The 15899-nt window shown below is 48.8% G+C and carries 12 protein-coding genes and 1 tRNA gene; all 13 read right to left on the bottom strand.

The window, feature by feature from the left end; translation table 11 throughout:
* The coding region (locus tag ABGI61_RS16600) for a GTP-binding protein (protein ID WP_347603402.1) at positions 1 to 464 on the bottom strand (464 nt) is incomplete at its 3' end.
* A gap of 55 nt (positions 465 to 519) precedes the next feature.
* Positions 520 to 2622 (bottom strand): elongation factor G, encoded by a 2103-nt coding sequence (fusA, locus tag ABGI61_RS16595; RefSeq protein ID WP_347603399.1) that lies wholly within the window; start codon positions 2620 to 2622, stop codon positions 520 to 522.
* 26 nt (positions 2623 to 2648) lie between these two features.
* On the bottom strand, positions 2649 to 3119 hold the full coding sequence (gene rpsG, locus ABGI61_RS16590) for a 30S ribosomal protein S7 (RefSeq protein ID WP_040552699.1): 471 nt from the start codon (positions 3117 to 3119) through the stop codon (positions 2649 to 2651).
* 90 nt (positions 3120 to 3209) lie between these two features.
* Positions 3210 to 3584, bottom strand: coding sequence for a 30S ribosomal protein S12 (gene rpsL, locus ABGI61_RS16585; RefSeq protein ID WP_008224594.1), 375 nt, complete (start codon positions 3582 to 3584; stop codon positions 3210 to 3212).
* Positions 3585 to 3734: 150 nt separating this feature from the next.
* Positions 3735 to 7913 (bottom strand): DNA-directed RNA polymerase subunit beta', encoded by a 4179-nt coding sequence (rpoC, locus tag ABGI61_RS16580; protein ID WP_347603394.1) that lies wholly within the window; start codon positions 7911 to 7913, stop codon positions 3735 to 3737.
* 65 nt (positions 7914 to 7978) lie between these two features.
* The gene (gene rpoB / locus ABGI61_RS16575) at positions 7979 to 12004 is read right to left on the bottom strand and encodes a DNA-directed RNA polymerase subunit beta (protein ID WP_347603391.1); all 4026 of its coding nucleotides are present in this window, start codon (positions 12002 to 12004) and stop codon (positions 7979 to 7981) included.
* A 175-nt stretch (positions 12005 to 12179) separates the two neighbouring features.
* A complete protein-coding gene (gene rplL, locus ABGI61_RS16570) occupies positions 12180 to 12545 on the bottom strand; it encodes a 50S ribosomal protein L7/L12 (protein WP_134059759.1) in 366 nt (121 codons plus the stop codon).
* Positions 12546 to 12609: 64 nt separating this feature from the next.
* Complete coding sequence (gene rplJ / locus ABGI61_RS16565) at positions 12610 to 13104, bottom strand: 50S ribosomal protein L10 (RefSeq protein WP_347603387.1); 495 nt, start codon at positions 13102 to 13104, stop codon at positions 12610 to 12612.
* Positions 13105 to 13390: 286 nt separating this feature from the next.
* A complete protein-coding gene (rplA, locus tag ABGI61_RS16560; RefSeq protein ID WP_347603384.1) occupies positions 13391 to 14092 on the bottom strand; it encodes a 50S ribosomal protein L1 in 702 nt (233 codons plus the stop codon).
* 3 nt (positions 14093 to 14095) lie between these two features.
* The gene (gene rplK, locus ABGI61_RS16555) at positions 14096 to 14524 is read right to left on the bottom strand and encodes a 50S ribosomal protein L11 (protein WP_008224570.1); all 429 of its coding nucleotides are present in this window, start codon (positions 14522 to 14524) and stop codon (positions 14096 to 14098) included.
* Between the two features lie 120 nt (positions 14525 to 14644).
* Complete coding sequence (gene nusG, locus ABGI61_RS16550; RefSeq protein WP_440590619.1) at positions 14645 to 15172, bottom strand: transcription termination/antitermination protein NusG; 528 nt, start codon at positions 15170 to 15172, stop codon at positions 14645 to 14647.
* A 15-nt stretch (positions 15173 to 15187) separates the two neighbouring features.
* Positions 15188 to 15562, bottom strand: coding sequence for a preprotein translocase subunit SecE (secE, locus tag ABGI61_RS16545; RefSeq protein WP_008224568.1), 375 nt, complete (start codon positions 15560 to 15562; stop codon positions 15188 to 15190).
* 73 nt (positions 15563 to 15635) lie between these two features.
* Positions 15636 to 15712 (bottom strand) — tRNA-Trp (locus tag ABGI61_RS16540).
* Positions 15713 to 15899: the final 187 nt, after the last annotated feature.

Below are 15899 nucleotides of genomic sequence, written 5' to 3'. Positions count from 1 at the left end.
CGTACTTCCATCTCTACCAGCTCTAACAGCTCTTCGTCATCTACCATGTCACACTTGTTCATGAACACGATGATGTACGGTACGCCTACCTGACGTGATAACAGGATGTGCTCACGTGTTTGTGGCATTGGGCCGTCTGTCGCCGCTACTACCAGAATCGCGCCGTCCATCTGCGCAGCACCAGTGATCATGTTCTTAACATAGTCAGCGTGGCCCGGGCAGTCTACGTGAGCGTAGTGACGGGTTGGGGTGTCGTATTCAACGTGTGAAGTATTGATAGTAATACCACGCGCTTTTTCTTCTGGTGCTTTATCAATTTGGTCAAAAGCAAATGCCTGACCGCCGTAGTGCTTAGCCAGTACGTTTGTGATAGCAGCAGTTAAAGTAGTTTTACCGTGGTCAACGTGACCGATGGTGCCTACGTTTACGTGCGGTTTTACTCGTTCAAATTTAGCCTTAGCCATGGATAGACCCTTCTTTATTTAATTGCGGCCTGCCAAAGCAGGCCAAACTAAGTGATTAATAAGCTTTACGCGCAGCAATAATTGCTTCTGTCACGTTGTTCGGAGCCTCTGCGTATTTCAATGGTTCCATTGAATAAGACGCGCGGCCCTGGCTTAACGAACGCATGTTCGTTGCATAACCAAACATTTCAGACAGCGGTACGTGCGCATCAACGATCTTGATACCACCAGGCGCATCTTCCATGCCGTTGATAATACCGCGACGACGGTTTAAGTCGCCAACGATATCGCCCATGAAGTCTTCCGGTGTTACCACCTCAACTTTCATGATTGGCTCAAGAATAACCGGCTTGGCTTGCAGTGCACCCTTCTTGAAGCCCATTGAAGCAGCGATTTTAAACGCCATTTCGCTGGAGTCAACATCGTGGTACGAGCCGTCAAACACTGTAACTTTTACGTCAATTACCGGATAACCTGCCAGCACGCCGTTCTTCATCTGTTCCTGCACGCCTTTATCAATGGCTGGAATATATTCTTTCGGAATAACCCCACCCACGACAGCATTCACGAACTGATAACCGGCGCCTTCTTCCAGCGGCTCAATTTTCAGCCAACAATGACCGAACTGGCCACGACCACCAGACTGACGTACGAACTTACCTTCCACTTCGGTGGCGCCACGCAGTGTTTCACGGTAAGACACCTGTGGTTTACCCACGTTGGCTTCTACCTTGAACTCACGACGCATACGGTCAACAATAATGTCCAGGTGCAGTTCACCCATGCCAGAAATAATCGTCTGGCCGGTTTCTTCGTCAGTGTGAACCCGGAACGATGGATCTTCAGCGGCAAGCTTACTCAGCGCCACACCCATCTTTTCCTGGTCAGCTTTGGTTTTCGGTTCTACCGCAACAGAAATTACCGGCTCTGGGAACTCCATACGCTCCAGAGTGATAATGTGGTCAGGATGACACAAGGTGTCACCTGTTGTTACGTCTTTAAAACCGATACCGGCGGCAATGTCACCCGCGCGAACTTCTTTAATCTCTTCGCGGGCATTGGCGTGCATTTGTACAATGCGGCCAATACGTTCTTTTTTCATTTTTACCGGGTTATATACGGTGTCACCAGAGTTGATCACACCAGAGTAAACCCGGAAGAAGGTCAGTGTTCCGACGAAAGGATCGGTGGCGATTTTAAACGCCAGCGCTGAAAACGGCTCGTCATCGCTTGAATGACGCTCGCCTTCAGACTCGTCTTCGTTAATACCGGTAATGGCTTTAACTTCAGTTGGCGATGGCAGGTAATAAATAACATTATCCAGCATCGCCTGTACGCCTTTATTTTTAAAGGCTGAACCGCACATCACCAACACCGCTTCATTGCGCAAGGTCAGGTCACGTAGCGCCTGACGAATTTCCTGTTCAGTAAATTCGCCGCCTTCCAGGTAGCGCTCCATTAACTCTTCGCTGGCTTCCGCTGCAGCTTCAATCATATTCTGACGCCACTGCTGACATTCTGCGACCATCTCGGCCGGAATGTCTTCGTAGGTGAACGTCATGCCTTGATCTTCCGCGTTCCAGTTAATGGCCTTCATCTTAATAAGGTCCACTACACCGCGGAAGTTATCCTCAGCGCCAATCGGCAACTGAATAGGCACTATGGTGCTGTTCAGACGGGTTTGCGCCTGCTTAACCACGCGCAGGAAATTGGCACCTGTACGGTCCATTTTATTCACGAAGATCATTCGTGGGACTTCATACTTGTTGGCTTGACGCCAAACTGTTTCGGTCTGTGGTTGCACACCAGATGAACCACACAGCACAACCACGGCACCGTCCAGCACACGCAGCGAACGCTCAACTTCAATCGTGAAGTCAACGTGCCCCGGTGTGTCGATCAGGTTGATGCGGTGCTGCTCGAACTGCTGCTCCATGCCAGACCAGAAGGTGGTAGTTGCAGCAGACGTGATAGTAATACCACGCTCCTGCTCCTGCTCCATCCAGTCCATTGTTGCAGCGCCGTCATGCACTTCACCAATCTTATGAGAACGGCCGGTATAAAACAGTATGCGCTCTGACGTGGTAGTTTTACCGGCGTCAACGTGCGCACAAATGCCTATGTTGCGGTAGCGCTCTATTGGGGTTGTACGTGCCACAATAAAATCCTCTTGTTAAGACTTGCTTACCAACGGAAATGGGCGAACGCTTTGTTAGCTTCGGCCATACGGTGCACGTCTTCACGTTTTTTCACTGCAGAACCTTTATTTTCAACGGCATCCAGCATTTCACCAGCCAAACGCTGAGCCATTGATTTTTCACCACGTTTACGGGCAGCTTCCACCAACCAACGCATTGCCAGCGCATTACGACGTACAGGGCGTACTTCACACGGTACCTGGTAGGTAGAACCACCAACACGGCGTGATTTAACTTCAACTGTAGGACGAATGTTGTCCAGCGCCACTTCGAAAATGTCTAAATGTTCTTTCTTAGACTTCGTAGCAGCAATTTCTAATGCGCCGTATACAATTGATTCGGCTGTAGATTTTTTACCGTCGACCATAACGACGTTTACAAACTTGGCAAGTAACTCACTTCCGAACTTAGGATCTGGAAGAATTTTACGTTGACCTATGACGCGTCTTCTTGGCATTCGTAACTCCGATTGCTTCAGGTGATTCCAAAACTTTTAATACATTAAAGAAAAAAAGTTGTTTAGTTTGGCCTTACTAACGAAGTACCGTTATTTCTTAGGCCGTTTTGCGCCGTACTTAGAACGGCCTTGTTTACGATCTTTAACGCCGGCACAGTCTAAAGTGCCGCGTACGGTGTGGTAACGCACACCTGGCAGGTCTTTTACCCGGCCACCGCGGATCAGAACAACGCTGTGTTCCTGCAGGTTGTGGCCTTCACCACCGATATAAGAAGAAACTTCGAATCCGTTAGTTAAACGAACACGGCATACTTTACGTAATGCTGAGTTTGGCTTCTTAGGTGTGGTGGTGTATACACGGGTACAAACACCACGCTTCTGCGGGCAAGCTTCAAGCGCCGGAACGGTGCTCTTGGCTACCTTCTGGCTGCGCGGCTTACGCACTAGCTGGTTGATTGTTGCCATTAAATACTCCTGGTTAATAAATACCCAATAAACGTGAAAATTCCGCACCCCAAAATTAGGGTCGCGGAATTCTAATGGTCAAGCTTTGACCTGTCAAGGAACAAAGCCGTTTGCTGCTAATTTAACCAACAAACGGCGCTATTGCCTTGCTTACTCGTCGTTACCGGATAAGTCCATATTCAGCGCGTCAGACAGTGCCTGCTCCGCCATTTCTGAACTCATTGCCGGCTCGACGTCACCACCGGCGGCGCGCTGACGCTGACGGATACGGTTTTGGTGATACGCAAAACCCGTACCTGCCGGGATCAAACGGCCAACGATGACGTTTTCTTTCAAACCACGCAGTTCGTCAATCTTACCGCCAACGGCAGCTTCAGTCAGAACGCGGGTCGTTTCCTGGAACGAGGCCGCAGAAATAAATGAATCGGTCGACAGCGACGCTTTGGTAATACCCAGTAACGAACGCTCGTACTGTGCTGGCATTTTACCTGCTGCTTCCAATTCACGGTTCGCGATATTCACGCGAGCCACTTCAGCCTGTTCACCTTCTAGGAACTCACTGTCACCCGGATTAGTGATCACACACTTACGCAGCATCTGACGGATAATCGTTTCGATGTGCTTATCGTTAATCTTTACACCCTGCAGACGGTAAACGTCCTGCACTTCGTTTACGATGTAGCTGGCTACATGATGGATACCACGTAAGCGCAGGATATCGTGTGCTGACTCCGGGCCTTCCGAAATAACTTCACCTTTCTCAATGCGTTCACCTTCGAACACATTAACCTGACGCCATTTCGGGATCATTTCTTCATGTACATCACCCTGATCCGGGGTAATTAACAGACGACGTTTACCTTTGGTTTCTTTACCGAAGCTGATAACACCAGAGATCTCTGCCAGGATGGCTGGATCTTTTGGCTTACGGGCTTCGAACAGGTCCGCAACGCGCGGCAGACCACCGGTAATATCGCGTGTTTTCGAGCTTTCCTGCGGAATACGTGCTAATACTTCACCCGCTTTCACGGTTGCACCATCGGTTACTTCGATAGTGGTGAAGCTTGGCAGACGGATTTCCTGCAGCGCGCCATCGTCCATAGTCAGGATTAGTTTTGGCTCTTTCGCGTTCGCTTTGGCCAAATCTTTCACTACGGTACGGGTTAAGCCGGTTAACTCGTCGGTTTGTACTTCAGTGTTGGTATCGTCAACATCACTGTGATTAACCTTGGCGCCGCGCTCAACAATGATTGGGTGTGAATGCGGATCCCAGTTTGCTACGATTTGACCAGCCGTGATTTTCGCGTTGTCATCTGTCGTCAGGATTGAACCGTATGGCAGTTTGTAACGCTCTTTCTCACGACCTAATTCATCAAATACCGTTACTTCAGCAGAACGTGAGGTGATAACAATCTTGTTATCAGCATTACGTACAAACTTGGCGTTTTGCAGCTTTAAGGTACCGGCCGTTTTAACCTGTACGCTGTTTTCTGCCGAGGCCCGTGATGCCGCACCACCGATGTGGAAAGTACGCATCGTCAGCTGTGTACCTGGTTCACCGATTGATTGTGCCGCGATAACACCCACAGCTTCACCGGCGTTGATCAGGTGACCACGCGCTAAGTCACGACCGTAACATTTGGCACACACACCAAAGTCGGTCTGACAGGTAATTACTGAACGTACGTGTACTTCGTCGATAGAGTTTTTCTCTAACAGATCACACAGTTGCTCATCCAGCATGGTGCCATCAGCAACCAGTACTTCGCCAGTAGTTGGCGCCACTACGTCACCGATAACGACCCGGCCCAGTACGCGCTCACGCAGACCTTCAACCACGTCACCACCTTCAATCAGTGGTTTCATGATAATGCCCTGATCTGAACCACAGTCTGATTCAGTCACGACTAAGTCTTGTGCTACGTCTACCAGACGACGCGTCAGGTAACCAGAGTTAGCTGTCTTAAGTGCAGTATCGGCAAGACCTTTACGCGCACCGTGCGTCGAGATGAAGTACTGTAATACGCTTAAGCCTTCACGGAAGTTCGCCGTGATGGGTGTTTCGATGATAGAACCATCCGGTTTTGCCATCAGACCACGCATTGCCGCCAGCTGACGGATCTGAGCTGGTGAGCCCCGCGCACCTGAGTCGGCCATCATGTAAACAGAGTTAAATGACTGCTGTTGTACAGTGTTGCCGTCACGGTCAACCACGTCTTCTTTTGACAGGTTGTCCATCATCGCTTTAGACAAAGCTTCGTTAGCAGTTGACCAAATATCGATGACTTTGTTGTACTTTTCACCGGCAGTTACCAGACCCTGCTGGAACTGATCCTGAATCTCGGCAACTTCAGCTTCTGCTGCATTAATGATGTCAGTTTTCGCTGCAGGGATAACCATATCGTTAATACCTACAGACACACCTGATAACATCGCGTAGTGGAAACCGGTGTACATGATCTGGTCGGCCAGAATAACGGTTTTCTTCAGACCGATACGGCGATAAGCACCATTCAGTAAGCGAGAAATCTGCTTTTTACCCATCGCCTGGTTGATTGCATCAAAGCTCAAACCTTCAGGCAGAATTGAGTACAGGATCGCACGGCCTACAGTAGTATCACGTACCGCTGTGGTTTCTTTACGCGTGCCGTCTTCAGCAAATTCTACTTCAGTGATACGTACCTTAACTTTAGCGTGCAGGCTGGCAACACCGGCGCGGAAGGCTTTTTCAGCTTCCTTCGCGCTTTTCAGTAACATGCCTTCGCCTTTAGCGTTAATCGCTTCACGCGTCATGTAGTACAAACCTAATACAACGTCCTGCGAAGGAACGATGATAGGCTCGCCGTTAGCGGGTGACAGAACGTTGTTAGTCGACATCATCAGCGCGCGCGCTTCTAGCTGTGCTTCTAACGTTAACGGTACGTGTACCGCCATTTGGTCACCGTCGAAGTCGGCGTTATAAGCCGCACACACTAACGGGTGTAACTGGATCGCTTTACCTTCGATAAGTACCGGTTCAAACGCCTGAATACCCAGACGGTGCAGTGTTGGTGCACGGTTCAGTAATACCGGATGTTCGCGGATAACTTCATCCAGAACGTCCCATACTGCGCCTTCTTCACGCTCTACCATTTTCTTGGCGGCTTTGATGGTGGTCGCTAAACCACGCGCTTCCAGCTTGCCATAGATAAAGGGCTTGAATAACTCCAGTGCCATTTTCTTCGGCAGACCACACTGGTGTAAACGCAGAGTAGGACCTACGGTGATAACCGAACGGCCTGAGTAGTCAACACGTTTACCCAACAGGTTCTGACGGAAACGACCCTGCTTACCTTTAATCATGTCCGCTAAAGATTTCAGCGGGCGCTTGTTGCTGCCAGTGATAGCACGGCCACGACGACCGTTATCTAACAGTGCATCTACCGCTTCTTGCAACATACGTTTTTCGTTGCGTACGATAATATCCGGTGCTGACAGGTCTAACAGACGCTTCAGACGGTTATTACGGTTAATCACCCGACGGTATAAATCGTTCAGATCTGAGGTCGCGAAACGACCGCCGTCCAGTGGTACCAACGGACGTAAATCCGGCGGCAGTACTGGCAGCACTGTCATGATCATCCACTCTGGCTTGTTACCAGAGGTATGGAACGCTTCCATCAGTTTCAGACGCTTGCTGATTTTCTTACGCTTGGTTTCAGAGTTGATGGTTGGCAGCTCTTCACGCATTTGCTTGATTTCAGTTGCCAGATCAATGCCTTTTAACAAGTCCAGAATTGCTTCTGCACCCATCTTGGCTTCAAACTCGTCACCATGCTCTTCCAGCACGTCTAAGTATTCTTCTTCGGTCAGCATCTGACGACGTTCTAACGACGTCATACCAGGTTCTGTCACGACATAGCTTTCGAAATACAGCACGCGCTCGATATCACGCAGTGTCATATCCAGCAGCAAACCGATACGGCTTGGCAGCGATTTTAAGAACCAGATGTGGGCAGTTGGGCTGGCCAGCTCGATGTGACCCATACGCTCACGGCGTACTTTAGTTAATGTGACTTCAACACCACATTTTTCACAAATAACACCACGGTGCTTTAAGCGTTTGTACTTACCACACAGACACTCGTAATCTTTTACCGGGCCAAAGATACGGGCACAGAACAAGCCGTCGCGCTCTGGTTTAAAGGTACGGTAATTGATCGTTTCTGGCTTTTTCACTTCACCAAATGACCATGAACGGATCATGTCCGGCGAAGATAAACCGATACGGATAACATCAAACTCTTCGGTTTTAGTTTGTTGTTTCAGAAACTTTAATAAGTCTTTCACCTTAGCTCTCCTGTAAGAGGTAAACCGGAATGGGGCAGTTGCCTGCCCCCCAACTCAAGGTCGGTTTATTCCTCTTCCAATTCGATGTTAATACCGAGCGAACGGATCTCTTTCATTAATACGTTGAAAGATTCTGGCATGCCAGGTTCCATTCTGTGGTCACCATCCACGATGTTCTTATACATCTTGGTACGGCCGTTAACGTCATCCGACTTAACAGTCAGCATTTCCTGCAGCGTGTACGCTGCGCCGTATGCTTCAAGTGCCCACACTTCCATCTCACCGAAACGCTGACCACCGAACTGAGCTTTACCACCCAGCGGCTGTTGCGTTACTAAGCTGTAAGAACCGGTAGAACGCGCGTGCATCTTATCGTCTACTAAGTGGTTCAGTTTCAGCATGTACATGTAACCTACAGTAACCTTACGCTCGAAGGTATTACCGGTACGGCCATCATATAATGTGATCTGACCGCTTGACGGTAAATCACCCAGTTCAAGCAGTTGCTTGATTTCGCTTTCTTTAGCACCGTCGAATACCGGTGTTGCAACAGGCAGACCTTTACGCAGGTTTTCCGCTAAACGACGTACTTCGTCATCAGTAAAGCTTTCAACATCTACGTTCTGGCGTGATTCGCCCAGTGCATACACTTTCTTCAGGAAGTCACGGATTTCCGCCGTTTCTTTCTGGTCTTTAATCATCGCATCGATCTTGTCACCGATACCACGAGCCGCTAAGCCTAAGTGGGTTTCAAGGATCTGACCGATGTTCATCCGCGAAGGTACGCCCAGCGGGTTCAGTACGATATCAACCGGCTTACCGTGCTCGTCATATGGCATATCTTCTACCGGAACGATAGTTGAGATAACACCCTTGTTACCGTGACGACCAGCCATCTTATCACCCGGCTGGATGCGGCGCTTAACGGCCAGATACACTTTAACAATCTTCAGTACGCCTGGTGCCAGGTCGTCGCCCTGCACGATCTTACGGCGCTTGGCTTCGAACTTCTTATCGTACTCAACACGAATTTCTTCGTACTGAGCCGCTAACTGCTCCAGATCGTTCTGTTTATCTTCATCGCTTAAGCTTTGGTTAAACAGTGCGTCGCCTTTCATGGTATCCAGCTTGGCGCGGTCCATACCGCTTTGCTCCAGCAGGTTACGGGCACGATCAAAAATACCGGCTTCCAGGATACGGAATTCTTCATTCAGATCTTTCTTCGCCTGTTTGACTTCCATTTCCTCGATTTCACGGGCACGCTTGTCTTTTTCTACGCCATCACGGGTAAATACCTGGACATCGATAACAGTACCGGTTACAGAGTTAGGTACGCGTAACGAGGTGTCTTTAACGTCCGACGCTTTTTCACCGAAAATAGCGCGTAACAGTTTCTCTTCCGGCGTTAACTGGCTTTCACCTTTCGGGGTTACTTTACCCACCAGAATGTCACCACCTTTCACTTCAGCACCGATGTAAACGATACCGGCTTCATCCAGTTTCGACAGCGCAGACTCACCGACATTAGGGATGTCACCAGTGATCTCTTCAGGGCCAAGTTTGGTATCGCGGGCGATACAGCTCAATTCCTGAATATGGATAGTGGTTAAACGATCTTCCTGTACCAGACGTTCTGATAACAAAATCGAGTCTTCGAAGTTGTAACCATTCCACGGCATGAACGCTACGCGTAAGTTCTGACCCAGAGCCAGTTCACCTAAGTCGGTAGACGGGCCGTCTGCCAGTACATCACCACGCTCAATGGGTTCACCATGGTTTACACATGGACGCTGGTTAATACAGGTGTTCTGGTTAGAACGGGTGTATTTGGTCAGGTTGTAGATGTCGATGCCGGCTTCACCCGCTACCATTTCATCTTCGTTAACCTTAATTACGATACGGCTGGCGTCTACGTAATCAACCACACCACCACGCTTAGCCACTACGGTTACACCGGAGTCTTTCGCTACAACGCGTTCAATACCCGTACCTACCAGTGGCTTATCAGCACGCAGTGTTGGTACCGCCTGACGTTGCATGTTCGAACCCATCAATGCACGGTTAGCATCGTCGTGTTCCAGGAACGGGATCAGCGCGGCAGCCACAGATACGATTTGCTGAGGAGCAACGTCCATGTACTGCACCTGATCAGCAGGCATCAGCGTAAATTCGTTTTTATAACGGCAAGGTACTAACTCTTCTGATAAACGATTTTCTTCGTTCAGTTCAGCGTTTGCCTGTGCGATAACGAAATTGCCTTCCTCGATGGCTGACAGGAAGTCGACTTCATCGGTTACCACGCCGTTTTCGATACGACGGTATGGTGTTTCCAGGAAGCCATATTCGTTTGTCTGAGCAAACATTGACAGCGAGTTAATCAGACCGATGTTCGGACCTTCAGGCGTTTCGATTGGACATACGCGACCATAGTGTGTTGGGTGAACGTCACGTACTTCGAAGCCGGCACGCTCACGCGTCAAGCCGCCTGGACCTAAAGCAGAAATACGACGCTTATGCGTCACTTCTGACAATGGGTTGTTCTGGTCCATAAACTGAGACAGCTGGCTAGAGCCAAAGAACTCTTTTACGGCCGCTGAAATCGGTTTAGCGTTGATCAGATCCTGTGGCATAACCGCATCTAAGTCACCTAGTGACAGACGCTCTTTCACCGCACGCTCTACACGTACTAAACCAACACGGAACTGGTTTTCTGCCATTTCGCCTACCGAACGGATACGACGGTTACCTAAGTGGTCGATATCGTCCACTTCACCTTTACCGTTACGGATGTCGATTAAGACTTTCATTACCGCCAGAATGTCTTCTTTGCTCAGTACACCGGTACCGGTGCCTTCTTCAAAGCCAACACGACGGTTAAACTTCATCCGACCTACTGTAGACAGGTCGTAACGATCTTCAGAGAAGAACAAATTGTCGAATAAGGTTTCAGCGGCATCACGCGTTGGTGGTTCACCAGGGCGCATCATGCGATAAATTTCTACCAGCGCTTCCATACGGTTGCTGCTTGGGTCAATACGCAGGGTTTCAGAGACATAAGCGCCCTGATCCAGATCATTGATATATAGAGTTTCAAAACTCTCGTAACCGGCTTTAGCCAGTTTTGCTAACAGCTCCAGTGTGAGCTCTGCGTTCGCCTCGGCAATAATCTCTCCGGTTGAACGGTCAGCGTAATTTTTTGCCAGCACGCGGCCTACCACGTATTCGTGTGGTACTTCCATCATGGTCAAGCCGGTTTTTTCCAGCTGACGCACATGACGTGCAGTAATACGACGGCCTTGTTCTACTATGACTTCGCCATCGTTGTCTTTAATGTCAAAAGCTGCTGTCTCACCGCGCAAACGGTTGGCAACTACTTCCATTAACAGCTTACCGTCTTTGATCTCAAACTTGGTGTTTTCAAAGAAGGTCGCCAGAATATCTTCAGTGCTGAATTCTAATGCGCGCAATAAAATGGTAGCCGGTAACTTACGGCGACGGTCAATACGCACGAATAAGCTATCTTTAGCATCGAATTCGAAATCCAACCATGAACCACGGTAGGGGATCACGCGGGCGTTGTACAACACCTTGCCTGATGAGTGGGTTTTACCACGGTCGTGATCGAAGAACACGCCTGGGCTGCGGTGTAACTGAGATACGATAACGCGCTCAGTACCGTTGATGACAAAGGTACCGTTTTCAGTCATTAATGGGATTTCGCCCATGTAAACTTCTTGTTCACGGATATCTTTGATCGTGCCTGGTGCTTCTTTATCAAATAACACCATGCGCAGTTTTACACGCAGTGGCGCTGAGTAAGTAACGCCGCGAATTTGACATTCTTTCACGTCAAATACGGGTTCCCCGATGCGGTAGCTGACGTACTGCAATTCCGCACTGCCTGAATAGCTTTTAATAGGGAATACAGAGCGGAATGCGGCTTCTAAACCGTAATCTCCTTCCGGATCAGGCTCAATAAATTTGCTGAACGATTCAATCTGGATCGACAACAGGTATGGCACATCCAATACTTCCGGACGTTTGCCGAAGTCCTTACGGATACGTTTCTTCTCAGAATAAGAGTAAGTCATGGGGTTCCTCAGCTTGCTGATTTTTTTCCCAACAACCCATTACAGGTCGCGTTTGATACCAGCCATAGTATCAACAGGGGTGGGGAAATCATTGTCCCACAGCGCAAAAAGGCCGGTGATTAATTCATCACCAGCCCAGCCTGAACTTCAGGCGAATAATCCGGGATAAGCCGGATTATTTAACTTCAACAGAAGCACCAGCTTCTTCAAGTTCTTTCTTCAGAGCGTCAGCTTCAGCTTTAGAAACGCCTTCTTTGATTGGAGCTGGAGCGCTTTCAACCAGGTCTTTCGCTTCTTTCAGGCCTAAACCGGTAGCGCCACGTACTGCTTTGATAACAGCAACTTTGTTCGCGCCAACACCAGCTAAGATTACGTTGAATTCAGTTTGCTCTTCAACAGCAGCAGCTGGACCAGCAGCTACAGCAACTGCAGCAGCAGCTGAAACACCGAATTTTTCTTCCATTGCAGTTACTAACTCTACTACGTCCATTACAGACATTGCAGCGATAGCATCTAAGATTTGATCTTTAGTCACTGACATTGCTCAGATTCCTAAATTAGGGGACTTGTCCCGATTAAACTTTACTTTCAAACCAAACGTAAAATTACGCGGCTTGCTCTTGTTTTTGGTCGCGAACCGCGGCAATTGTACGTACAAGTTTGCCGGCTGCTGCCTCTTTCATTGTGCTCATTAAACGTGCGATAGCTTCGTCGTAAGTTGGTAACGAGGCTAACACTTCAACGTTTACTGTGGCGCCATTGAACGCTGCACCTTTCAGCTCGAAATCTTTGTTCTCTTTGGCGAAATCTTTGAAGATACGCGCTGCAGCACCTGGGTGCTCCTTAGAGAATGCAATTAATGTCGGGCCTACGAATACATCGTTCAGACACTCAAACTCGGTGCCTTCTACTGCACGGCGAACCAGCGTATTACGGACCACTTTCATCCATACACCGGCTTCACGCGCTTGCTTACGCAGCGCAGTGATTTTGCCTACAGTGACACCACGAGCGTCTGCGACTACCGCAGATAAAGCACCTTTGGCAGCTTCCTGGACTTCAGCAACAAGTGCTTTTTTGTCTTCAAGCTTAATAGCCATTGGCTCTTAACTCCTGGTTCATCCGGGCGATATTGCCCGTTTGCCTACACATCGCCTTATGTTGCCATAAAGCGCGCGATTTACGGTGAGACCAGAAGGAATCTAATTCTCTCTGGGGCCTACACCGTCTGCGTAGGTTTGTTGTTTTAAGCCACGCATTTCTAAGAAATTTTGTGGCACCTACGGTCTTGGACGGAAGCCGTCATTTACAAAAAATGCGGCTTCTACCCTAAAAAATGAGCGCGAGATTATAAAATAATCACTGCGCCCTGTAAAGCATCACACCTTAGACAACAGCACTCAGCGACGCCTGGCTCAGGGCTAAACCTGCACCGTGCGTAGAAGAGATAGTCACTTTCTTGATGTAAACGCCTTTAGCAACTGATGGCTTAGCACGCTTCAGTGCAACCAGCAGCGCTTCTAAGTTTTCTTTCAGCTTATCTGCATCGAAATCGATTTTGCCGATAGTTGAATGAACAATACCGTTCTTGTCGTTGCGGTAACGCACCTGACCAGCCTTCGCGTTCTTAACGGCTTCTGCTACGTTAGGTGTAACAGTGCCAGTTTTCGGGTTAGGCATTAAACCACGTGGGCCTAAGATTTGACCTAACATACCGACCACACGCATAGCGTCTGGAGATGCGATAACTACGTCAAAGTTCATCTCGCCTTTCTTAACCTGTTCAGCTAAGTCTTCCATGCCTACGATGTCAGCACCGGCAGCTTTAGCCGCTTCAGCGTTTGCACCCTGAGTGAACACGGCAACACGAACAGTACGGCCAGTACCGTGAGGCAGTACAGTAGCACCACGCACGTTCTGGTCAGATTTACGGGCGTCGATACCCAGGTTTACTGCTACGTCAACGCTCTCAACGAACTTGCCAGCAGTTAATTCTTTTAACAGAGCAACGGCTTCGTTGATGTCATATTCGCGGGTTGAATCTACTTTAGAGCGGATTAACTTAGCGCGTTTTGTTAATTTAGCCATCTGTTAGCCCTCCACCACTAAACCCATTGAACGGGCAGTACCTTCGATAGTACGCACCGCGGCGGCATGATCTGCAGCAGTTAAGTCAGGCTGTTTCACCTTAACGATCTCATCAATCTGAGCTGCTGTGACTTTGCCCACTTTCTGGGTGTTAGGACGACCTGAACCACCTTTTAAGCCAGCTGCTTTCAGTAATAAGAAAGATGCTGGAGGCGTGCGGGTTTCGAACGTGAAAGAACGATCGCTATATACAGTAATTACTACTGGAATTGGCATGCCTTTCTCAAGACTCTCTGTACGGGCGTTAAAGCCTTTACAGAATTCCATGATATTCACACCGTGTTGACCCAGCGCCGGACCAACTGGTGGCGACGGGTTAGCCATACCGGCTTTAACCTGCAATTTAATAAGTGCAGTGACTTTTTTTGCCATGTTTCACCTCTGTTTTTGGGTCATAGCCTTGTAAGTGCGAGGACACTTACTCAAGCGGCTTCCCAACGTTAAAAAGGGCGCAGATTATATTTTAATCAGCGCCCGGTTACAATCTTTATCTTAAGCTTTCTCGACCTGCGCAAATTCCAAATCTACCGGCGTAGAACGCCCGAAGATTAGAACCGACACTTTTACGCGGCTCTTTTCGTAGTCAACTTCTTCTACCACGCCGTTAAAGTCGGCAAACGGGCCTTCTGTTACGCGCACCACTTCGCCGGCTTCGAACAGGGTCTTAGGTTTCGGCTTGTCAGCATTATCTTGCAGGCGGTTTAAAATGGTCATCGCCTCTTTTTCAGAAATAGGTGCTGGCCTATCTGAGGTGCCACCAATAAAACCGAGTACCCGCGGTACGCTTTTAACTAAGTGCCAGGCTTCTTCACACATCTCCATCTGCACCAGCACATAGCCAGGGAAGAACTTGCGCTCAGACTTGCGCTTCTGGCCGGCACGCATCTCAATCACTTCTTCAGTTGGCACTAACACTTCGCCGAACTTGTCTTCCATCTGATGAATTTTGATATGTTCGCGCAGCGAGGTAGCAACACGTTGCTCAAAGCCCGAGAATGCCTGCACGACATACCAACGCATCTTTCCTGCCATGGTTTAGATCCCCAATCCGGTTAAAAATGACACTAAGCGCAATAAGATGGCATCTAAGCCCCACAGGATTAAACCCATGATCACAGTCGCTACCAATACAACCAACGTCGTCTGCATCGTTTCCTGGCGGGTTGGCCATACCACTTTACGTACTTCTGTACGGGACTCTTTGGCAAAGTTAATAAAGGTTTTGCCTTTCTGCGTTTGCCCGGCCACAACACCGGCAACAATAACCAGCACAACAATAGCGATAGCGCGCTCTAAGGCACCCAGTTCGTAAATGTAGTTACCCACTACTGCCAGTGACAAAATAACAAAGACCAGCAACCACTTAACTATATCAAATCCACTTTTTGGGGTTTCACTTGCTGCGTTCATGCTTTGACTCACTTCACCTTGACTTGCTTATAGCAACACACTACCGGTAAAGCGGTGCTTTACCGAAAAATATTGGCAGGGGCAGAGGGATTCGAACCCCCAACCATCGGTTTTGGAGACCGCTGTTCTACCAATTGGAACTATGCCCCTACAAGGTTGTAAACCCAAACTGTGCCGGGTTTGCAAATAGCCGCTCATTATACTGTCTTAACCGGCTAAAACAAGCACACCTTAAGCTATTGGTACATATTTAGCCTATAGCAACAAAAAAGGCCCCGCAGGGCCTTTTTTAATCTCAGCTTATTAAGCCAGGATTTTTGATACTACGCCAGCACCT

This window comes from Rheinheimera fenheensis, assembly GCF_039871805.1.
In the GTDB taxonomy this organism is placed as follows: Bacteria; Pseudomonadota; Gammaproteobacteria; order Enterobacterales; family Alteromonadaceae; genus Alishewanella; species Alishewanella fenheensis.
Note: the sequence above shows the minus strand (reverse complement) of the source record. Positions and strands in the feature narration are given on the sequence as shown.

Coding starts and splice junctions, on each gene's coding strand:
- rpsG (WP_040552699.1), bottom strand. CDS start 3,119: ATGCCAAGAAGACGCGTCATAGGTCAACGTAAAATTCTTCCAGATCCT.
- rpsL (WP_008224594.1), bottom strand. CDS start 3,584: ATGGCAACAATCAACCAGCTAGTGCGTAAGCCGCGCAGCCAGAAGGTA.
- rpoB (WP_347603391.1), bottom strand. CDS start 12,004: ATGACTTACTCTTATTCTGAGAAGAAACGTATCCGTAAGGACTTCGGC.
- rplL (WP_134059759.1), bottom strand. CDS start 12,545: ATGTCAGTGACTAAAGATCAAATCTTAGATGCTATCGCTGCAATGTCT.
- rplJ (WP_347603387.1), bottom strand. CDS start 13,104: ATGGCTATTAAGCTTGAAGACAAAAAAGCACTTGTTGCTGAAGTCCAG.
- rplA (WP_347603384.1), bottom strand. CDS start 14,092: ATGGCTAAATTAACAAAACGCGCTAAGTTAATCCGCTCTAAAGTAGAT.
- rplK (WP_008224570.1), bottom strand. CDS start 14,524: ATGGCAAAAAAAGTCACTGCACTTATTAAATTGCAGGTTAAAGCCGGT.
- nusG (WP_440590619.1), bottom strand. CDS start 15,172: ATGCGTTGGTATGTCGTGCAGGCATTCTCGGGCTTTGAGCAACGTGTT.
- secE (WP_008224568.1), bottom strand. CDS start 15,562: ATGAACGCAGCAAGTGAAACCCCAAAAAGTGGATTTGATATAGTTAAG.